This is a genomic window from Niabella insulisoli (assembly GCF_039652435.2).
GTDB classification, from domain to species: Bacteria; Bacteroidota; Bacteroidia; order Chitinophagales; family Chitinophagaceae; genus Niabella; species Niabella insulamsoli.
The window spans coordinates 1,480,376-1,502,044 of the sequence record NZ_CP190246.1 but is presented as its reverse complement, the minus strand read 5'-3'; the positions used below and the strand labels follow the sequence as shown (position 1 = coordinate 1,502,044).

The following is a 21,669-nucleotide window of genomic DNA, read 5'->3' as shown; positions in this document are numbered from 1 at the left end:
GAATTAACGACTATATTTATCCGACCCGCTACGGATCAGACCTTCAATACTCCCAGTTTCATCAACGCATACAACATACAAGTCACATGCATCGACTGTATAAACTCGTTGTTCCTGAACTTTTCCTTGAATAATTCCAGGTCCATCAGCTCCACGTGTATTTCTTCATTTTCATCTAAATGCTGGCCGGCCACTTTTTTCCCGCCGCGCGCCAAAAACATATGCATCCAATTGTTATTGGTTGAAGGGTTGGCGCAGGTTTTACCGAGATAATCATATTCGGCAAATTCATACCCCGTTTCCTCCAACAGTTCGCGTCGGATCGCATGCTCCAAACTGGCGTCGTCGTCATCCACGCAGCCACCCGGAATTTCCCAACAGGTTTCGCCGATGGCATGCCTGTATTGCTGCTCCATTACTACTTTATTATCCTCGGTCAGTGCAAAACATGTCACCCAGGTTGGAAACTCATACACATAATAAGGGTCGACAATTTTCCCCTGCGGTGTTTTGCAAATGTCTTTTCGCACTTTAAACCAAAGATCATTAAACAGTTGTTCGGATTTTATAATCTCCCACTTTAAATCTTCCATAACTCCCGATTTTTTACGCCGCTACGGCGGGTTACTAATGCCAACCCATTTTTGTTCTTAACCCATTTATTTGTGCCACATGATGCCGGCCGTGCCATGCATAAGATTGTAAAAAGTACCACAACGAAAGTTCCTGTTTGCTTTCAGGATGGTAAGCAGTGCGCTGCCAGTCCGCATCTGCCAAATGCTCAATAGCGCTAATCCAGCGGCTATGCAAAGCGAACAATAAGGTAATGGAAATATTGACCGGCAGATTTTTTACATCATCCAATTGTGCCCACAGATTTTCGCCATAGGGTTTGATGACGGGGCGATCTTCGGTCAAACAAAGTTTAAACCTCACATAGGCATTGATGTGACTGTCCGCCACATGATGCACCAGCTGATGCACCGTCCACCCGCCTTCACGATAGGGCGTTTGCAATTGCGCTTCATCGAGATTGGTGATGGCAGCTTCGATCGCATTCGGCAAAAACCGAATATCCGCCAGTGCACTTTCTTTGGCACTATCCGAAAAATCCTGCACCTCCAAAAGGCCTATCGGATATTGATTTTCGATAGCCACGATTATCTGTTTACTTTCAGCAGTTCCACTTCAAACAGCAAGGTCGCACCGCCGGGAATATCACCGCCTGCGCCTCGGTCGCCATAAGCCAAATCCGACGGGATCCATAGCCGCCAATGACTACCTTCTTTCATTAATGGGATCGCAATCTGCCAGCCCCTGATCAGTTGGGTAAGGCGTGCGGTAAAAGGTTGGTTTCTTTTAAAAGAACTGTCAAACTCTTTTCCGTCGAGCAGCGCTCCTTTATAGTGCGCCGTAATAGAATCCGAAAGCTCCGGCTGCAGGCCTGTTCCTTCTTTTAAGACTTCATACTGGATTCCGCCTTCCAATTCTTTTACACCTTCTTTATTTTTATTAGCGTCCAGAAATTCCTGGCCGATTTGTTTTTGTTTCTGAATTTTTTCGTTCATAGCTGATCTCAATTTTTCTTGTAAGTTCATTTTATTTTCTGATTCAATATGATTATAAGTCGCGCGCTATTAGCTCTCACGCAACGACTTTCCGGTTAGCTGAATAAATACATCTTCTAAATTCGCCTTTTTAACCTCCCTGGGCCGTTCAAAGCCTGATGCCACCAGGTGATCAATCAAATTGTCGGGCGTATCGAGCGCAACAATGCGCCCCGAATCGATAATGGCGATCCGGTCGCAAAGATATTCTGCCTCATCCATGTAATGCGTTGTAATAATCACCGTCGTGCCCTGCGCTTTTATTTGCTTAACCAATTCCCACAAATTGCGCCTCGCCTGCGGATCCAGGCCGGTAGTCGGCTCGTCCAGGAAAATCACTTTTGGTTTATTAATAAGCGTAGTCGCCACCGAAAAACGCTGCTTCTGGCCGCCGCTCAGTTCTTTAAATTTAGCTTTGGCTTTTTCTTCAAGATTTACCGATCGCAACAGTTCAACTCCATCCACATCCTGATTATACAATCCTGCAAAAAGATCAATCAATTGCAACAAATTCAAACCCGGATAGTAACTGCTTGCCTGCAGCTGCACTCCGATCATTCCTTTAATTACGTTCGGGCTTTTATCTAAATCGTAGCCGGCTACCACAACGGAGCCGCTGGTTTTTTTCCGCAATGTTTCAATAATCTCCAAAGTAGTAGATTTCCCCGCTCCGTTGGGACCGAGCAAACCAAAAATTTCTCCTTCATGTACATCAAAAGAGATACCTTTTACCGCATTAAAATTGCCGTAATTTTTTACCAAATCTCTCACCTCTATAATGGGGCCTATCATGCGCTAAAACTACAATATACTTGTGAAATGAAACCGCGAAAAGTTGAAAACTTAAAAGATTGGGACGACAATCATCCGAAACTACGACATTTGCAAAGCTCAAAATTAAAAATGATGCAGGTATTCAAATTTGGCGGCGCATCGGTGAATAGTGTAGAACGCGTAAAAAATGTAGCCGATATTTTACAATCTTATAAAGATCAGCCACTGCTCATCGTCGTGTCGGCGATGGGCAAAACGACGAATGCGCTGGAGAAAGTAGCGGAAGCCTTTTATGCGGGAAATCAGCAAGAGGCATTGCTGCTTTTTGAACAGGTTAAGCAGCAACATTTAACCACAGCCAAATACTTGCTGGTGACGCAATACCTGGCTTGCGAGGCGCAGCTAAAAGATTTTTTCACTGAGGTAGAATGGTTGTTACATGATGATCCGGTGCGGGAATTTGACTATTACTATGACCAGATCGTATGCGCAGGGGAATTGTTGTCGACGGCGATTGTCAGCCACTATTTAAACGAGGCAGGCCTCAATTGCGCATGGATGGATGTGCGCGATATTCTTCGCACCGACGATAATTTCAGGGATGCGAACATCGACCGGGAGTTCACACAACAAAAGGTAACTGAAATTATCCGCCCGGTGCTGGATAGCGGCCGCATCGTATTGACACAGGGTTTTATCGGCGCTACGGATGAAAATGAAAGTACCACTTTAGGACGTGAAGGGAGCGATTATTCGGCAGCTGTTTTTTCCAATATGCTCCATGCCGAGCGGCTGACGATTTGGAAAGACGTGGACAGCGTGATGAACGCCGACCCCAAAGAAATAACCGATGCACTACCGATCGCTGAGCTCAACTATACCGAAGTTATTGAAATGGCATACTACGGCGCCCAGGTAATTCACCCTAAAACTATAAAGCCGCTTCAAAACCAAGACATCCCGCTACAGGTAAAAAGTTTTTTAAATCCGGCGCTGCCGGGAACCATCATCCACCGTTGCAGCATTAAAAACCTTCCGCCTATTATCGTCATCAAAAGGAACCAGGTGATGATTGAATTAAAAACTAAAGATTTTTCTTTCATCGGAGAACACAGCACAGAAATGTTATATGAGTGGTTTGAGAAACTCTTTATCACTCCTACCCTTACTCAAAACGGCGCAGTGAGCATCGTTTATGCATTTGATCATAAACAGGAGAAAATCAGCCAGTTTGCGGCTGAAGCCGCACAGTATTTTGATGTGCAGGTGACACCGGGTCTTACACTTTTAACCATACGTCATTATGATCCGGCAGCTATTGAGAAATACTGCGGCGCTCAAAGTTTCTTTGTTAAACAGCAAACCGCGCAAAACTTCCGGGTGTTATACCAGGCCGCTGCTCATTAAAGAAACGATCGCCAATATAACTGCTCGATCCATTTGCGACTGTCGTTTCCCCAGGATTTGGTTAAACTCGCCAGATCGGTTTTCACTTCCTCCTGGGTTTTCTTTTTTCCTTTAGTAGGCGGCACCAGTTCTTTTGCAGGTGGAGGGTCGAGCGTTACGCCGGTGGCGATCCAACTGGTATGTAAGCGCGGTACGGTTACACCCAGTATGGCGCCCGGCAACCCATTCAGATTCATGGGTCCGCCGCTGATCGCTATTTCGTCGGTATAATAGGCAAACACATACACGCTGTCGAACAAAATGGCACGCGCCAGCCGGCAATTAAACCCGGCAATCTCCCGTTGTTCGTTAGGCGACATTTTCCATTCAATTTTTCGTTGTGTTCCGTCGAAAAGAAGATAACCTTCCAGTGTCATCATGTTGACGAAAGTATGGTTATTAAAATCGTTGTACCACAGGTTTTCTTCATCGCTCAAACCCCAGGAACCACGCCGGGCATCGCCGCGCCTGTCGAATTTATAAACGGAAATATTATTATTAAACATCAACTTATAATAGTTCACATTGAACTTTGGAATCTGGTCCTTAAAGCGGTCGAACCATTCATTGCCTTCGTTTTGCGCATGTACATTGGCCTTTACCTCATACTCTATAGAGCCCGCGGTAATATAATTTTGCGCAAAGCATGGCAACGTAGCCAGGGCTAAAAAGAGCGTTACTATATTTTTCATCCGTGTATTTTTATGGTTTTATAAGTCGAATGGAACTTATCAGGTATAAAATTTTCATTTTGTTACACAGGGAATAAAAATTTTATAATGAACGTTTCATCTCCAACTATTTTAAAGTGTGTTTTGAATATTCCTGCTTCTTTTCATAACGTTATGGTGCAGGAGCAGGGGCCGGTGCACCGGCGTTCATCTTATTAAAATTCCACACAAATCCCAGCAGGAAATGGCGGCGCAGCACCGTATTGTAGGTCTCCGTGAAGCTATAACTATTAAAATCTCTCGAATAGCCGTTGCGTTGATTCAGTAAATCGTTTGCCGTAATCTTCAACTGAAATTCCTTTTTATAAATCCATTTAATAAGTTCAGCGTTCCAGAATACAAAATTATTATTGGTGGGGAAGCGCGAATCTTTCTGCCGCAGAGAGGCGTCAACATTCGTGTTGATTTCAAATTCTTTCGGTAAATACACGCGAATAGCAACATCGCCTCCGCCGGTCCAGTATTTTGCATTTGCCATCGTGTTGACTGAAGCTTTCGCTATATTATAACCAAAATAAGGGTCGAGGCTGATTCGATATTTTTTCTCCACGTCTCTTGAAAGGCGAACACGCATATTGTAAAAGGCGTTGTTGGTAATATTTTTTACTGTCGATCCCGATCCGGCTACAAAATCCACTCTTTGGTTCAGGTTTATATTTGGACTTAAACCAAAATCAAGGTTAATCGATCTGAATTTTTTGCTATACCAGGTATAAAGGTTACCATACCAAATCCCATTCGTATTTACGGTTTGAGAAGTACGAACCGCATTGGTAATCGTGCTAAAATTCACAAATGCATTTTGAGTAAAACCGCCGCTCACGCCAAAGGACAAACCTGTTTCCGACAACATTTTCCAGGAGTTATAGCTCAGGTTAAATTGGTGGCTGAAGGAGGGCCTTAGGTTGGGATTACCGATTACCTGGTTTAAGGGATCGGTGTTTACGCGGATAGGCTGAAGCTGATCGAGTGAAGGCGCAATCGTACGGCCATTATAATAAAACCAGAGGCCTTTATTAGGCGTGAATTTATAATTAAACCTCGCCCTCGGAAAGTGATTGGTGAAATCGTAGCTCGTTTGCATATTCGTGGTCCGGTTCACCTGCTCATAGTTGGTGAGGCCTACCGAAGTTCCAATGTTCACGTTCACTTTTTTATTACTATACCTGAAGCCCAATCCCGGCGTATTCGATATTTCATTAAACTCGTAATCGTTGCTCAGCGAGTCGACCCTATCGGTGTAGCTGTTGCCGTTTTTGGCAAAAATATCTCTGAGCTGGTTCCGGTTTGCAAGGTTAAAGCCATAACTCGCCTCCAAATAAAAATCTTTCGCCAGCGGCTCAGTATAGGAAATGCGCGCTCCCACGTTGGAGCTGCTGTTATCAATATTATTGAGTTGATCAATAATATTCGTACTGTCTACAACACCGTCGCGATAAAGATCAAGTTTCGAATATAAAAATCCATCCGTTTTGCTTTCATTGGCATTAAAACTTGTATTAATGGACAAAGTGCGGTACTGCTTTTTAAACTTATGCATCCATAGCAGGTTTGCATTGTAAGCCGACTGCTCTACGTCATTACTTGAATTCCTTTCATTGGTATTGATAAAATCGCCTGTTTCGTCGTTAATATTTTCCACGTTGTACCTCGAATCTGACTTGCTAAAGTTGAAATTAGCACCCGTTGTCAATTTTAAGGTATTCATTGAATCCAGCTTGGTTTCATAAATGAAATTGCCGCTGTGCTTGTTAGAAATATTCATGAAATCGTTGACAGAGTTTGTACTCCAGGAAGAATCGGGCGTAAAATTTTTGGCGAAAACCTGTGTATTACCCGGCGCTTCAATTCTTACATACCTGTAACCACCGTTGATAGAGTGTTTATCCTGGTTAAATTTATTGCTGTAATGCACGCCCGCGTTATAGTTTATCGGGATACCACTGCTCCGATTATAATCCCCTCCTCCATACATTATATAAATGCCTCCGTCATCCGAAACACCGGAATTGCCGCCGCCGCCGTATTTGCCGGCATCTTCCCAGTCCAGATTCATAAAACCATTATTACTGCTGATGGCATAGGCCGACAACTTACGCTTCGCTTTGAAAGCATTGATCATAGCGGCTCCGTAATATCGGCTCTTACTGGCGTCGTCATTAAACGCTGATCGTTCGCGCACACCGCCGCCGGCATCGATCTTCCCAAAATAACCTTTTTTCTTGTCTTCTTTGAGTTTGAGATCGATTGTCCGGTCGCGCACTCCGTCGTCGATGCCCGTAAAATTAGCCTGGTCACTACCGCGGTCATAAACCTTTACCTGATCCACCACGTCGGCTCGCAAATTTTTGGTCGCGATACCGGGGTCCGACCCAAAGAACTCTTCGCCATCTACCAACACTTTTTTCACCTGTTGCCCCATGGCAGTAATATTTCCGTTGCGGTCAACCTGGAAGCCGGGCAGCTTTTTTAATAATTCTTCAACGTTTGCTCCTTCCGCAACTTTAAAACTATCAGCTGTAAACACGGTCGTGTCGCCGCGCATAAACATCGCCCGGTTGGCTTTCACGATTACTTCATCCAACAACTTCGCTTTTGAAATCAAATTAATAAAGCCCATATCCACGGGCTTTCCTTTTTCAATCATCAGCTTTTCTGAAAAATCGGCGAAATAGGGATGCGTTACGAGCAGTATATAATTATTTGAATCCGGCACATCAAACTGGAACTCGCCCTTTGCGCCGGCTCTTTTAAAATCCACTAAAACAGAATCTTTGCTATTCAGCAGCGCCACCACCGTATTTTGTAAACTTTTGCTTTCGGAAGAATCGACCAAAGATCCTTTGATCGGAATGGTTTGGGAAAAAGCAGTAAGGGAACAACAGATTATAAAGGCAAGCGACAGATAAACTCTCATAATTGTTTGGATAATAGTTATAAGCTAGTAAGATGCAAGAATTGCAAAAATGCATAAACTTCCTTCATAAAAATCTTACAAAACTTCAATTTTTTGTTAAATTACGATAGACTTACAAAACTACGACAATATCGTAATCAGAGCGTATTACAATTTCAAATGTAGCGGATCGCCGCTATGCCATCGCAATACAAATAGGTAAAGCCGCAATTTTAACCGGTGAAATACAAATTTGAACGGAAGAAAGGTTGCCCTGCTATTATAATTATTGTAAATTGCTCTCAAACATCATCCATGCCAATCAATATCAAAAGCCTGCAGGAGCAATTTGAGAAAGATAATTTTATTGACACATCGAAACCGGTATGGAACTATTCGCTGCTGACCACGGAGGATATACACAACTTCCAGGCGGGTACTCACTATACATTATACGAGAAATTCGGATCGCATAGTCTTCAGGTAAACGGCGTTTGGGGCATGTATTTCTGTGTTTGGGCGCCCAGCGCCAAATTTGTATTGGTTACCGGCAACTTTAATGATTGGAATAAACTGTCTCATCCGCTTCAGGCCAGATGGGATAACAGCGGCATTTGGGAGGGCTTTATCCCAGGTTTTAAGTTGGGCGAAGTGTATAAATATCACATTGTGGGACCCAATAACCGTGTGATGGACAAAGGCGACCCCTTCGCAAACTTCTGGGAACTAAAGCCCCTTACAGCTTCCATTACCTGGGATCTTTTTTATGAATGGAAAGATAACAACTGGATGAAGAAAAGAACTGCCAACAATGCTCTGGAAGCGCCCTGGAGTGTTTATGAAGTACATCTCGCCAGTTGGCAAAGGCCCGATCCCGATGATGAACATAAATATCTTTCTTATGATGAAATAAGAGCCAGGCTGGTGCCTTACGTAAAAGAGATGGGATTTACGCATGTAGAATTTATGCCGGTTGCAGAACACCCTTTTGACGGAAGCTGGGGTTATCAGATTACCGGCTACTTCGCTCCCACTTCGCGTTTCGGCGACCCGCAGGGTTTGATGCGTCTTATCGATGCCTTTCACCAGGAAGATATTGGGGTTATACTTGACTGGGTACCTTCTCATTTTCCTTACGACGCTCACGGGCTTTTTATGTTTGATGGCGCACATACCTACGAGTATGGCGACATGAGAAAAGGCTTTCATCCCGATTGGAACAGTTATATTTTTAATTATAAACGCGGTGAAGTAAAGTCTTTTCTGATCAGCAATGCCAGGTTCTGGTTCGATCAATTTCATATAGATGGCATTCGCGTGGATGCGGTGAGTTCAATGCTGAAACTTAATTATTCAAGAAAGGAAGGCGAATGGGAGCCAAACGAACATGGCGGAGATGGCAATTTGGAAGCCATAGAATTCATCCGCCATTTAAACGAAATGGTGTACCGCGATTTTGAAGGCGTTCAAACTATTGCCGAAGAAGCGACGGACTGGCCAGGCGTTTCGCGCCCCACTTTTACTAACGGGCTGGGATTTGGAATGAAGTGGATGATGGGCTGGATGCACGATTCGCTGGATTATTTTAAACTCGATCCCGTTCACCGCGCTTATCACCAAAACCAGTTTACGTTTAGCATGATGTATTACTACGATGAAAACTTCATGCTGCCGATCAGTCATGATGAAGTGGTGCATGGCAAAAGCCCGCTGCTTTTTAAAATGCCGGGAGACCTTTGGCAAAAATTTGCCAACCTGCGTTTGTTCTTCACCTATATGTGGACACATCCGGGTGGCAAACTTCTCTTTATGGGCAGCGAATTTGGCCAAACCACAGAGTGGAATTACAAGTCGCAGCTGGATTGGTTTTTACTGGAGCATGCGAGCCATAAAGGCGCGCAGTCCTGTTTGAAAAAACTAAATGAAGTGCTGAAAGCCGAACCGGCTTTGTATCTAAAACAATTCAGGCAGGATGGTTTTGAGTGGATCGACCTCAACCATCGTGAAGCATGTGTGATGGTTTATAAACGGAAGGGCGAAACCGTCGCCGACGATGTGTTAATTATTTTAAATGCGACGCCCGAACCCCGCTACGATTGGGTTATTGAAACCTACGGCAAAGCTTACACAACGGAAATATTTAATTCGGACAGCAGGGATTTTGATGGAACAGGCGATGTGTTTAACCAAACTATTCGCTGCGAATGCCTGGAAGCAGACAACAAAAAATACAGGATTACGCTAAACCTACCACCGCTCGGCGGCCTGATTTTGAAATAATGGTGTCAGCAAATAAAGGAATCGAAATTACCCGTTGTTATCACTTCGGTGGCTTTTGGTTCATACGCCTTCAAAAAGCTCTGGGGAAATTTTTTAGCGCGTTTTTCATCCCATTTGATCTCAAAAGCATGGATCATGTTATCTTTTTCCTCTAAGTAATCTATTTCCTGCTGTGCATGATTGCGCCAAAAATACCGCTTGACAATTCTTTTGTTATTATGATTGAATTTCATTCTTTCACTAACCAAAAAATTTTCCCACAAAGCTCCCTTGTCAGTCCGTAAGGACAATGGGCTGAATTGGTTGATAATTACATTTCTTATACCGGTGTCATAAAAATATATCTTGCGGCTTTTTTTTAGTTCGTTGCGCAAATTCCGGTTAAACGCATTGAGCCGGAATACAATAAATGCTTTTTCCAGAATTTGTATGTAGTTTTCGACAGTCTGATTGTCAAGCCCGGTCAATTGCGATAATTCATTATAAGAAACCTCATTACCAATTTGCAACGCTAAAGCCTGAAGCAGTTTTTCTAATTTTTCCGGCTTTAGAATACGCTCCCAAATTAGTATGTCTTTGAAAAGATAACTATCCGCCAATTGCTTTAACCGCAGTATTTCATCGCCGTTACTGGTCACTATCTCGGGATAGTATCCATACAGCATTCGATGTTCGAGTAATCTTTTTTCGGTTAAAAGACCATGGTGATTGACCATTTCTTCAAAAGACAGGGGAAATATTTGAAACTCCCACTTCCGGCCCGTGAGCGGCTCACTTATTTTGTTGGCAAGGTCAAAAGATGATGATCCAGTCGCAATAACTTTCACATCTTTTATATTATCTACAATCAACTTGATAATAATCCCTATGTTCTCTATTCGTTGCGCTTCGTCTATTATAACAGTTTTCGCACTGCCAATTAATTTTTTTAAGCGTGTTGAAGTTGCAACTTCAAACTCCTGGCGTACATCAGCTTCATCTCCGTTAAAGAAAGCAATAGGCTTTTTGAGTTTGGACTTTAGGCTTTCAAGAATTGTGGTTTTTCCTACCTGGCGGGCGCCCATTAAAATAAGGGCTTTGTTATCTTTCAGATAACCTAAAATTATATCTTGTTGTAGGCGGTGAATCATAATTTTGCTTAACAATAAGCAAAATTACCAAAATTTGCGAATGGAATCGCAAATTTCATATAAATTTTGCGAATGGAATCGCAAATTTCACATAAATCACATTCTTTCAGGAACTTTTATCCCAAGTAGTTTCATAGATTCCGCGATGGTAGTGGCGGTAAGCCGGCTCAATTTTAACCGTAATTGCTTTTTCTCTTCGCTTTCTGCATTGCGTATCGAATGCGCTGCATAAAAACTATTAAATAACTTCGACAAGTTAAAGGCATATATCGCAATCAACGATGGATTGAATTCGCCTGCCGCCTGTTGCAGCACCACCTGAAACTGTTCTAACAAGAGCAGGAGATCTTTTTCAAGCGGTAACAATTGCTCATTTTTGACTGACGCATCAATACTTTCGTTTCTCAAAACGGATTTAATGCGCGCATGCGTGTATTGAACGAACGGCCCCGTAAACCCGTGAAAGTCGATGCTCTCTTCGGGATTGAAAACCATGCGTTTCTTCGGATCAACCCTTAACAGGAAAAATTTCAAAGCCCCCAAAGCGATCGTTTCATAGAGTTCGTTTAATTCATCTTCAGAAAAACCACTCACTTTCCCCAATTCTTCGGTTTTGGCCGCCGCTACTTTCACCAGCTCATCCATCAGGTCGTCGGCATCAACCACGGTACCTTCGCGTGTTTTCATGCGGCCGCTTGGCAATTCAACCATGCCATAGCTTAAGTGATGAATGCTGCCGGCATAGGGCTTTCCGAGCTTTTGAAGAATAAGTTTCAACACTTTCATGTGATAGTTTTGCTCGTCTGCTATCACATAAATGCTTTCATCATAAGGAAAATCTTTATATTTCTCATCTGCCAGGCCCAGATCCTGCGTAATGTAAACCGACGTACCATCCTTTCGCTGCACAATTTTTTCATCCAATCCCTCAGCTGTCAAATCGATCCATACACTACCATCTTCTTTCTGATAAAAAACTCCGCTGGCCAAGCCTTCTTTCACAAACTCTTTTCCCAGCAAATAGGTGTTGCTTTCGTAATAATTTTTATCAAAGTCAGCGCCAATGCGGCTATAAGTTTTATCAAACCCTTCGTAAACCCAGCCGTTCATCTGCCGCCACAAGGCAACAACCTCTTTGTCGCCCCGCTCCCAGGCCACCAGCATTTGCTGGGCAGCCTTCATGATCGGCGTGTTTTTGTCAGCCTCTTCTTTCGTCATCCCGCCTTCTATCAATGGCGCCATTTGCTCTTTGTGCTTTTCACCAAATAACACATAGTAGTCGCCCACCAAATGGTCGCCTTTCACCCCAGCCTCCTGCGGCGTTTTCCCGTTAGCAAACTGCTGCCAGGCCACCATCGATTTACAAATATGAATGCCGCGGTCGTTGGAAATAGAACTCTTAAAAACTTCATCGCCCTGCTTTTTCAATATTTCTGAAACACTCCATCCCAAAAAAATATTCCTGAGGTGTCCCAGGTGCAGCGGTTTGTTGGTGTTGGGCGAAGCGTATTCCAGCATTACCTTTTGAGCGTTAGGACGGCTCCACGTTAGCGAATTGAGCTTGTAGTTTTGTTCGAGAAAATCAATCCAAAACTGCTCATTCACCGATAGGTTTAAAAACCCTTTGATAACATTAAAAGCAGTAATGAGCTGTGGATAATGTTCCACCAGGTGTTGCCCGATTGCTGCTCCGAGCTCCTCCGGCTTTTTTTTCAATTGCTTAATGAATGAAAAAAGGACCAATGTGTAATCGCCCTCAAATTCAGGCTTTGTAATATTTATAGCAATCGCATCTTCAGGAAAATCCTGTTGATACAAATCTTTTAAAGTTGCAACAATAACTGGTTTTAGTTCCGCAACGATACTCATACCTTCTCTAATTTTCGTGCAAATATAGCCCGAAACTCAGTAAACAGGGAAAGTCAGGAAGCTCTTCCTATCTTCGCATCCGATGAGGCAGCATTTTTACAGGATCCGGACTTTAATTTTACCAATAATTGATTTTTTCTACCCGCCTTTCAAGAGGCTTATGCCGCTTCAAACCTTTAGGTATGCTGTGTCGGGCGCTGCCAATACTGTTTTCGGGCTGCTTGTTTTTTATATTGCGTACCATTTTATTTTGGGCGCTGAAGATTTAAATCTCGGCTTTTACGCTTTCGAATCCTACACTGTATCGCTGATTATTTCTTTTACGGCCGCTTTTTTTCTGGGCTTTTTCCTGATGAAATATGTGGTTTTTGATGATAGCCGGATACGCGGCCACGTGCAAATGTTCCGCTACTTTTTGGTTTGCCTCTTCAACCTTGTTTTAAATTATGTGTTGCTAAAACTTGCGGTTGAGGTGCTGGGCATTTATCCCACTTTCGCACAGCTCGCTACTACCATCGTTGTGGTCATCATCAGCTACCTGGCCCAGCGGCATTTTACTTTTAAAAAAGGTACGTTGCCCGATTATGTTGAGGAAGAAAATGACGCGGCTACTTAACGATGTCGCCTTTGAGCCGCAGCAATTCCGTTTCGGCTAATTTAAGATTATAACGAGCCGCAATTAACCGGTCGTAGGCTTCAGCCAAACTAAGCTGCGCTTCCCTTAGTTGAATTAAAGTAGCTGCGCCCAACCGGTAGGTCTCGAACACAATACTCACGTTTTCTTCTGCTAATTTGATATTTTCTTCTTCCAGCTTCAGCAGCCTTTGCTGTTGCTGATAATCTTTAAAGGCATTAAACACCGATAACGACACGAGTGATTTTTGATTATCATAATTCAACTCCTGCAGCGAAATACTTAGTTTATCCTGTTTAATCTGCCGTCTTACCCTAAACTGGTTGAAGATGGGTACGGTTGCAATAAAGCCGTAGTTATAGCCATTAATTTGATTAAACAAGGTAGAGAAGTTATTCAATACCCGCCGGTTTACCGTTCTGCTATAATTATAAGAAGAGCCGAAAGAAACGGTCGGCCAAAGATCCGCTTTGGTTTCCTTCAGCGTGAACCTTGCCACGTCGATATTAGCGCGCGCCAGCAAAAGGCCTGGATTTGTATTTTCAATCCCTTCCTGAATATCGCCCAAGGCCACGTTTTTGTTCAACGGAATGGTATCCGGGATAACAAACTCATGTTCCTTCACCCTGCTGTTCATTGCCTGGATCAATTGCTGCTTCAATTGTTCAATCAATGTTTCCTGTTCTATTTTCAGGGCTAATTGCTCATTCAGATCCACCTTGCTTTGCAGCAGGTCTGGCTTGGCGCCGCTGCCAATGTCAAGTTTATACTGCGCCAGCCTTGCCCTGTCGTTGTTCAACCTGATCTGAACATCGGTTGCCCGCACCAATTGTTGTTGGCGCGCAATATTATAATAAGTGCTGATGACGTTCGCCACGGTATTTACAACCTGTTGCTTGGCGCTATAACTGCCCGCTTCCAGCAATACCGCCGCTTTATCTCTTGTAGCAAACATTTTGAAGCCATCGAAAAGGATCCAATCCAGCCCCAGGCTTGCCTGCAGATTATTGGAACGAATGCCATTCGATCTCCGCTCTGTTCCATCGGCGAGGGTTTGCCTCTGGTTGTTATTGTTAAAAGTACGCGCGGCGTCGGCGTTAATAGAAGGAAAAAAAACGGCATTTCGATAACTGTAGTCGATGGCCGCTACCAACGAATCGTTCTTTGCAATTTGTATATCGTAATTATTTTGCAAGGCGGTAGCAATCGCCTCGTCTAGCGTCAGCACATGCTGCGCCTGAAGGTTCACCGCGCATAGGCCCAGCATACTGCTCAATAAAACAAGCGGTTTCAGGCTAATTAAAAAATATTTTTTTACATAAAACATAAACTACGACTGCTTTGCTAACTGATACTGATGACTATTTTCTTCGGCTTCCAACATTTCTTCAAACTCCTTTCGCTTTTGTCTTGCCGACACGTCGCTATAAATACAAGGTAATATATACAAGGTTAGAACCAGGGAAAATATAATTCCTCCCACGATTACAATCCCCAGCGGAACGCGGCTTGTAGCCGCCGCGCCGAGCGACAAAGCAATCGGCAACGCGCCAAGCGCCATCGCCATACTAGTCATTAAAATCGGGCGCAAACGCTGGCCGGCCGCGAACAATACAGCTTCATTCTTCTCCATTCCTTTTTGCCTGGTTTGATTGGCAAATTCAACAATCAAAATCCCATTTTTCGTTACCAGGCCGATCAGCATGATCATCCCAATTTGAGAAAAAATATTTAAGGTTTGACCAAAGATCCATAAGGAAAGCAACGCCCCCGCAAGCGCGAGCGGCACCGTGATCATGATAATAAAAGGATCCCTGAAACTTTCAAACTGCGCCGCAAGGATAAGGTATATCAAACCCAAAGCCAGCAAAAATGCAAAACTGGTGTTGCTGCTGCTTTCAGCAAAATCGCGAGCCGTACCCGTTAGCGAGGTTGTAAACGATTCGTCGAGCACTTTTTCCGCAATGCGATTCATTTCTTCCACCCCATCTCCCACCGTGTACCCTTCCTGAAGGCTTGCCGAAATGGTGGCGGATTTATAACGGTTGAAATGATAAATGGACGGCGGCGTTGTAGATTCTATTGCGTTGGTAATATTGTCCAGGCTTATGAGTTGCCCCGTATTATTTCTTACAAATATTTTTTTCAAATCATCCGGATCATTGCGATTAACAAAATCAACCTGCGCCATTACCTGGTACTGTTTACCACTTTTGGTGAAATACCCCAGTCGCTGGTTACTGTAGGCAGTTTGCAAAGCCCGCGAAACATCTTCGATGGAAATGCCGAGCTGAGCTGCTTTTAAGCGATCAACGGTTACGCGCAGTTCGGGTTTATTAAATTTTAAATCAGCATCTATTTGCTGCAACACATTGCTTTCTTCGGCTTCGGCCAAAAATTTTGGCAGCACGTCCGACAATTTTGCAAAGTCATTATTCTGTAATACAAATTGCACATCGCGGCCGCCCCTGCGATTTACCTGAATGGTTTGGTCCTGCGAAGCAAAAGCCCGCCCGTCGGTAAATTTAGAAACGCCTTTGTTCACATACTCGACAATTTCCTTCTGGCTTCTGTCGCGTTCGCCGGGTTTCACCAGCCTCACTCTCACAAAGCCACTATTAGCGCTGCCGCTTCTTCTCGATCCGGCCAGCGATAAAACAATTTCCTGTTCGGGCACCGAGTCAATGATAAAGCGCGACACCTCGTCGGTGAAGTGATCCATCGCCGTAAAAGAAGTCCCTTCCGGCGCGGAAAGGCTAATCCTGAACTGGCTTTTATCTTCCATCGGCGCCAGCTCTGACTGTATATTACTTCCGATTAAAAAAATGATACCAAAACAGATTAACACAATCACCCAGGCCAGCCAATGTACATGCCGCGAGCGGACGGTAGCAAAAACGCTCATAAAAGCTTTCAGGCTCCGCTCGTATCCTTTTTCCATCCCGAGGAAAAAAGGCTCGGTTTTTCGATAAAACCAGGATTTTTTATGCACGTCTTTTTTGGCTACAAAGACATTCAATACGGGCGTGAGCGTTAGCGATACAAACGCTGAAATCAACACCGCACCCGCCACTACAATTCCAAATTCTCTAAATAAACGCCCCACAAAACCCTGTAAAAAAACAATGGGGAGAAACACAACTGCCAGCGTGATGGACGTAGCGATAACAGCAAAATAAATTTCCTTAGATCCTTCGAGGGCCGCCTTGCGTTTGCTCATGCCCTGTTCAAGCTTTTTAAAGATGTTTTCGGTCACCACAATGCCATCATCCACCACCAAACCTGTTGCCAGCACAATCGCCAGCAGTGAAAGCACATTGATGGTGTAGCCCATTATATACATGATAAAGAACGCTCCGATCAGCGAGACCGGTATGTCGATCAACGGCCGAATGGAAAGGATCCAATCGCGGAAAAACAAATAGATGATCAGCACCACGAGGCCGATGGCGATGAACAATGTTTCCTCAACTTCCGTTATCGACTTTTTTATATATTCGGTCTGGTCGAGCGCTATATTGAGTGTGATATCTTCCGGAACCTCCTTTTTAATGCTCTCAATTCGCTTGTAAAACTCATCAGAAATAGACACATAGTTCGCGCCAGGCTGGGGAATAATGGCAAGCGCAATCATAGGTATAGCGCTTTCTTTCAATTGTGACTCTTCATTTTCCGGGCCTAATACTACAGCGGCTACGTCCTTTACGCGAATATCGGCTCCGTTAACGTTTTTGATAATGATGTTGGAAAATTCTTCTTCCGTATCGAGGCGGCCAAAAGTGCGGATGGTCAACTCGGTGCTTTCGCCAGACAGTTTTCCCGAGGGTAGTTCTATATTTTCCCTGGCCAACGCGTTTTGAATTTCTGCAGGCGTCACGTCAAAAGCGGCCATCTTATTAGGATCGAGCCAGAGCCGCATCGCAAAACGTTTTTCGCCCCAGGTATCGATACTACTCACACCGGGAATAGTTTGCAGCATATCGATGAGAACGTTGGTTGCGTACTCGGTGAGCTCCATCGGGTTTTTGGTATTGCTCTGCACGGTCATTGCAAGGATCGGCTCAGCGCTTGCGTCGGCTTTACTTACAGCTGATGGCGCATCCAGGTCATCCGGGAGTTGCCGCTGCGCGGCAGACACTTTGTCGCGCACGTCATTGGCTGCGGTTTCGAGGTCGGCCCCTACTTCAAATTCAACATTGATACTGCTGCTGCCGTTGCTGCTCGTCGAAGTTATGTTCCTGATACCTGGAATCCCGTTAATGGCTTCTTCCAGCGGTTCAGTAATTTGGGATTCGATAATATCAGCGTTGGCGCCGGAATAAGTGGTGCGCACTTCGATGTTGGGCGGATCAATTGCGGGGTAATCCCTCACCCCAAGAAACTTGAAAGCTATAATACCAAATACCACGATAACGACATTCATCACTATCGCCAGCACCGGCCTTCGTAAACTTAATTCCGAAATATTCATTCTTGAATTTTGTTGCTGAACGCCTCGGGGCGCCTGTCAGCAATTTTTTTTCGATATGCGGGTCTGTTAATTCTTATCTATTTTGCCCAACCTGATGGGAGCGTTTGGAACGGTTGTCATAATGCCGGTCGTTAATATCGTGTCGCCCACTTTCAATCCTTCAACAATTTCCACGCGAGCCGAGTCTCTCGCGCCAATGGCCACATCATGAAAAATCGCTTTGCCGCCTTGATAAAGGATTACCTGCTTTCCTTTAATAGTCGGCACCAACGATTGGGAAGGAATAAAGATGGCATTATTGTCAGGCTCAAAACCAATCCTCACTTTGGCAAAACTTCCGGGAACAAGCCTTTGATTATTGCCCGAAACGCGCGCCCTTACCTGAAGACTCCTGTTATTTAAACCCACGTTTGATGCTGTTGCATAAACTTTGGCCGCAAAAACATCATCGATGCCCTGAACGGTGAAATTTACATATTGGCCCACACCAATACTTCCGATATATTTTTCGGGAATAGAAAAATCGAGCTTAAGAGCGCTCACCTGGTTAATGGTAGCGATGACATCTGCAGGGCTTACATAAGCGCCCGGGCTTATATTTCTCAGGCCCAGCTTGCCGGCAAAAGGCGCCCGTATTTCCGTTCGGTAGATCTGGGTTTTTATGACATCAATGTCGGCGCGGATATTATTGAGGTTCAGCAATGTGCTTTCATAATCGTTGCGGCTAATACCCTGAATATCTAACAAACGGGAGGCCCGCTTTTCATTGCTTTCGGCGATAGCCAATTGAGATTGCAGCTTTTTTAGCTCTGCCTGCAAGTCGCCGTCATAAATTTTAGCCAGCAAAGCGCCTTTCCCAACGGTTTGCCCTTCTGAAATATGAAGCCGCACCAGGCGGCCTGAAACTTCGGGCCGGATATCGGTCACCTCGTTGGCGACTACCGAACCAGGGACTTCAATAATCTCTGAGAATGGTTCGGCACGAACAATATAGCCTTCAAGTGTTGGCGGCGCTTTTTTTTGCGCGGTTTTTTTTTCGGCTTTATCTTTCCCCGAACCGCAGGAAAAGAAACTAAAGACAATCGCAGCCACGCAAGCAGCATTATAAAAGGGTCGTAGAGTCATCCAAGTTTTTGTTATATGCTGAAATCAAACAGGCACGAACATAAGACGACAAAAATTAAATTTCCTTGCAGGCCCGCCGCAGATTCATACAGATTTGTACTGCCCGCTTTTTCAAATGCACCGGAAATTTGCTGCTTTTATTTTTTTGCCACTACCGAAAGGTTATGCTTGATTTTATTTGCTTTATGAAGCAGGTCGGCTTTTTCGTTGCTCATAATCGTCACATGCCCCATTTTTCTTCCGGGTTTGGTTTGTTTTTTTCCATAAATATGAAAAAAAGCATTGTCAATTTTCAACATATCCTCAAACCCCGCATAGTCGGCCAGCCCGCTCTGCCCGTCTGCACCAATAATATTCTGCATCAGCGAAGGCATGATCGCACCGGTATTTCCCAAAGGATACTTCAGCATGATACGCCAGAGCATATCAAACTGCGAGCTGTAATGCGCTTCGATAGTGTGATGGCCGCTGTTGTGTACGCGAGGCGCCGTTTCATTCACCAACACATCGCCCTCGGGCGTTACAAACATTTCGACAGCAAAAATGCCGGGCGAATTAAAATTTTTGATCGTTGCGAGCGCAATCGCTTCGGCTTTGAAATACACGTCTTCCGTGATTTCAGCAGGGCAAAGCTGGTAAGCCAGCAGGTTGAGCGAGGGATCGAAAACCATCTCAACAGCAGGGTATAATTCAACTTTCCCATCTACGCCGACCGCGATCATCATGGCAATTTCTTTCAGAATATTTACCTTCTTTTCAAGTACGCTTAATTCGTCAAACCCTTCCGCGATATCGGCTTCATCGTTAATAACCTGTACGCCCTTTCCGTCATAACCGCCTTCCGCCAACTTGTGAACAGCCGGTAAAAAATCCTTGTTGCCGGCCAGCTCCTCGCGATTGTTGGTAAGTAAATAGGGAGCGGTTGGAATTTTATGATCGGCGTAATATTGTTTCTGCAAAGCCTTATTGCAAATAATTTTCAAAACCGACGGTTTAGGGAAGATTTGAATACCCTCGGCTTCAAGTTGCATTAAAGCGTCAATATTGACATTTTCAATCTCTATAGTCAGCGCATTCAATTGTTTGCCGAACCGGTAAACATCATCAAAATTTTTGATATCACCCTTTACAAAATGATGGCACAAATGCGCCGCCGGACTTTTTTCGTCGTTTTCGAGTATATAAGTTTCTACAGGATAATTAGCCGCCGCTTGCAACAGCATCCGGCCTAATTGGCCTCCGCCGAGTATTCCGATTTTTTGCATTTCGCAAAGATAGGTATGCAGCACACTCAGCATACAGTATTTTATAACATTTACTTATAGATTTTTTAGCAGGTATGAGCTAATTTTACAGCTATTCATATTTTGTGTGTTAATTTTGCATAAATATTTAGTTTCTAACTTTTTAAATGGCTTTTAGGATTGCTGATGATTAGATATATTTTACTAAGTTTAATAATTGCCGGCGGTTTACCCGTTCAGGCCCAAACATCTGCTTCAAATTTCTCCTCTAGTCCCTCGTTTGTGGCTTATCAGATGGGGTTTCAGCGCCCGCGGGAATCTTTTGCCCGGAAGGAAGCTAACCTGAAAGCTTTGTTCGAAGTTAAAAACCTGAAATGGCCGGCGCGCTATATGTATATCCGCTCCTTCAAATATGACAGCCAATTGGAAGTTTGGGTTAAAAACACGGTTCAGGAACCGTACAAACTTTTAAAAATTTATAAAGTTTGTGCGTTGGTGGGCACTTTGGGACCAAAAAGATTTGAAGGTGATTACCAGGTGCCTGAGGGCTTTTATCATATCAACGAATTTAACCCCAACAGCAGCTACTATCTTTCGCTGGGCCTCAATTACCCCAATGCGTCCGACCGCGTTTTAAGCGACCAGGTAAAGCCGGGCGGGGACATCTATATACATGGCGGCTGCGCGACGGTAGGTTGCATCCCGATTAAAGATGATCAGATCGACGAACTATATGTGCTTACCGCCAGCAGTAAATCGATTGGGCTCGACTTCATACCGGTGCATATTTTTCCCATCAAATATGATGTTAAGCGCAGTTATGAATATATGACCAAGCTCACCAAAGATGATAGCACGCTAAAATCTTTCTCTGATAAAATGGAAGATGCTTATGATTATTTTGAAAAATATAAGCAGCTTCCGATTGTGATGATTAAGGACAATGGTGAATATGTAATCAATGATGCACTACCCAAAGTGCCAAAGTTTCAACCCAAAGTGCGGCCGAAAAGCAATCATAAACCGCTTGTCCGTAAAATAGATTTTGTGGCAGACGCTGTAGCCAAATGGCCCTCATTCCCCGGAGGCGGAGAAGCGTATGCGGCATATTTGAAAGAAGTGGGAAAAGAAATGACCGCTTTTTTCCCCGACAATGTCACCAGCGTTTATGCGCAGGTAGAATTCATCGTGGATAAAGACGGCACGCCGGTTAATTTCAAAGTGCTCAAGGGAGTAGACGAATATTTCGACGCAGTTCTGGTAGAGAAAATGGAAAAAATGCCAAAATGGGAACCGGCTATTTACCGGGAAAAGCCTGTGGCGAAAAAGATGGTGCAAACCGTTCCGGTCGGCGTTAATTAGCACGACAGTTGGTGGATGCTTTGCCGCATTTACACCCTTAGATTGACCCGTTCATACCCTTTTATTCAAAAGGCTTCGTTTTATTTTTGTGATGAAACAT

The 21,669-nt window shown here is 44.1% G+C and carries 16 protein-coding genes; 4 read left to right on the top strand and 12 right to left on the bottom strand.

The window, feature by feature from the left end:
• Positions 1 to 35 precede the first annotated feature (35 nt).
• Genes ABDK00_RS06435 through ABDK00_RS06420 form a run of 4 tightly spaced genes read right to left on the bottom strand, consistent with a single transcriptional unit; the run spans position 36 to position 2,399 of the window.
• On the bottom strand, positions 36 to 593 hold the full coding sequence (locus tag ABDK00_RS06435) for an NUDIX hydrolase (protein ID WP_346239334.1): 558 nt from the start codon (positions 591 to 593) through the stop codon (positions 36 to 38).
• Positions 594 to 627: 34 nt separating this feature from the next.
• A complete protein-coding gene (locus tag ABDK00_RS06430; RefSeq protein ID WP_346239333.1) occupies positions 628 to 1,158 on the bottom strand; it encodes a YfiT family bacillithiol transferase in 531 nt (176 codons plus the stop codon).
• 2 nt (positions 1,159 to 1,160) lie between these two features.
• Positions 1,161 to 1,598 carry an FKBP-type peptidyl-prolyl cis-trans isomerase gene (locus ABDK00_RS06425; protein ID WP_346239332.1) on the bottom strand — a complete coding sequence of 146 codons (438 nt, stop codon included), beginning with the start codon at positions 1,596 to 1,598 and terminating at the stop codon, positions 1,161 to 1,163.
• Between the two features lie 39 nt (positions 1,599 to 1,637).
• Positions 1,638 to 2,399: an ABC transporter ATP-binding protein gene (locus ABDK00_RS06420; RefSeq protein WP_346239331.1), complete on the bottom strand. Its 762-nt coding sequence runs from the start codon at positions 2,397 to 2,399 to the stop codon at positions 1,638 to 1,640.
• Positions 2,400 to 2,426: 27 nt separating this feature from the next.
• On the opposite strand from ABDK00_RS06420, the gene ABDK00_RS06415 reads away from it, so the two are divergent.
• Complete coding sequence (locus ABDK00_RS06415) at positions 2,427 to 3,788, top strand: aspartate kinase (protein ID WP_346239329.1); 1,362 nt, start codon at positions 2,427 to 2,429, stop codon at positions 3,786 to 3,788.
• Here the strand turns inward: ABDK00_RS06415 and ABDK00_RS06410 are convergent.
• Positions 3,785 to 4,519 (bottom strand): GLPGLI family protein, encoded by a 735-nt coding sequence (locus ABDK00_RS06410; protein ID WP_346239328.1) that lies wholly within the window; start codon positions 4,517 to 4,519, stop codon positions 3,785 to 3,787. The genes ABDK00_RS06415 and ABDK00_RS06410 overlap by 4 nt on opposite strands.
• 151 nt (positions 4,520 to 4,670) lie before the next feature.
• Entirely contained in the window at positions 4,671 to 7,475 is a 2,805-nt protein-coding gene (locus tag ABDK00_RS06405; protein WP_346239327.1) for an outer membrane beta-barrel protein, read from the bottom strand.
• 294 nt (positions 7,476 to 7,769) lie between these two features.
• Between ABDK00_RS06405 and glgB the strand changes: the two genes are divergently transcribed.
• A complete protein-coding gene (gene glgB, locus ABDK00_RS06400; protein ID WP_346239326.1) occupies positions 7,770 to 9,734 on the top strand; it encodes a 1,4-alpha-glucan branching protein GlgB in 1,965 nt (654 codons plus the stop codon).
• A 5-nt stretch (positions 9,735 to 9,739) separates the two neighbouring features.
• Here glgB and ABDK00_RS06395 read toward each other — a convergent pair whose 3' ends face one another.
• Both ABDK00_RS06395 and argS read right to left on the bottom strand, forming a co-directional pair.
• Positions 9,740 to 10,864, bottom strand: coding sequence for an ATP-binding protein (locus ABDK00_RS06395; protein ID WP_346239325.1), 1,125 nt, complete (start codon positions 10,862 to 10,864; stop codon positions 9,740 to 9,742).
• Between the two features lie 96 nt (positions 10,865 to 10,960).
• Positions 10,961 to 12,733 carry an arginine--tRNA ligase gene (gene argS / locus ABDK00_RS06390; RefSeq protein ID WP_346239324.1) on the bottom strand — a complete coding sequence of 591 codons (1,773 nt, stop codon included), beginning with the start codon at positions 12,731 to 12,733 and terminating at the stop codon, positions 10,961 to 10,963.
• Between the two features lie 160 nt (positions 12,734 to 12,893).
• Here argS and ABDK00_RS06385 point away from each other — a divergent pair, with 160 nt between their 5' ends.
• Complete coding sequence (locus tag ABDK00_RS06385) at positions 12,894 to 13,349, top strand: GtrA family protein (protein WP_346239323.1); 456 nt, start codon at positions 12,894 to 12,896, stop codon at positions 13,347 to 13,349.
• Here ABDK00_RS06385 and ABDK00_RS06380 read toward each other — a convergent pair.
• The 4 genes from ABDK00_RS06380 to ABDK00_RS06365 all read right to left on the bottom strand — a co-directional run bounded on the left by ABDK00_RS06380 (position 13,342) and on the right by ABDK00_RS06365 (position 20,261).
• A complete protein-coding gene (locus ABDK00_RS06380; RefSeq protein WP_346239322.1) occupies positions 13,342 to 14,694 on the bottom strand; it encodes a TolC family protein in 1,353 nt (450 codons plus the stop codon). The genes ABDK00_RS06385 and ABDK00_RS06380 overlap by 8 nt on opposite strands.
• 3 nt (positions 14,695 to 14,697) lie before the next feature.
• Positions 14,698 to 17,838, bottom strand: a complete 3,141-nt coding sequence (locus ABDK00_RS06375) for an efflux RND transporter permease subunit (protein ID WP_346239321.1) — start codon at positions 17,836 to 17,838, stop codon at positions 14,698 to 14,700.
• A gap of 66 nt (positions 17,839 to 17,904) precedes the next feature.
• The gene (locus ABDK00_RS06370; RefSeq protein ID WP_346239320.1) at positions 17,905 to 18,963 is read right to left on the bottom strand and encodes an efflux RND transporter periplasmic adaptor subunit; all 1,059 of its coding nucleotides are present in this window, start codon (positions 18,961 to 18,963) and stop codon (positions 17,905 to 17,907) included.
• A 137-nt stretch (positions 18,964 to 19,100) separates the two neighbouring features.
• Entirely contained in the window at positions 19,101 to 20,261 is a 1,161-nt protein-coding gene (locus ABDK00_RS06365; protein WP_428400366.1) for a 5-(carboxyamino)imidazole ribonucleotide synthase, read from the bottom strand.
• Between the two features lie 132 nt (positions 20,262 to 20,393).
• Between ABDK00_RS06365 and ABDK00_RS06360 the strand changes: the two genes are divergently transcribed.
• Positions 20,394 to 21,569 (top strand): L,D-transpeptidase family protein, encoded by a 1,176-nt coding sequence (locus ABDK00_RS06360; RefSeq protein WP_346239318.1) that lies wholly within the window; start codon positions 20,394 to 20,396, stop codon positions 21,567 to 21,569.
• The last annotated feature ends 100 nt before the right edge of the window (positions 21,570 to 21,669 follow it).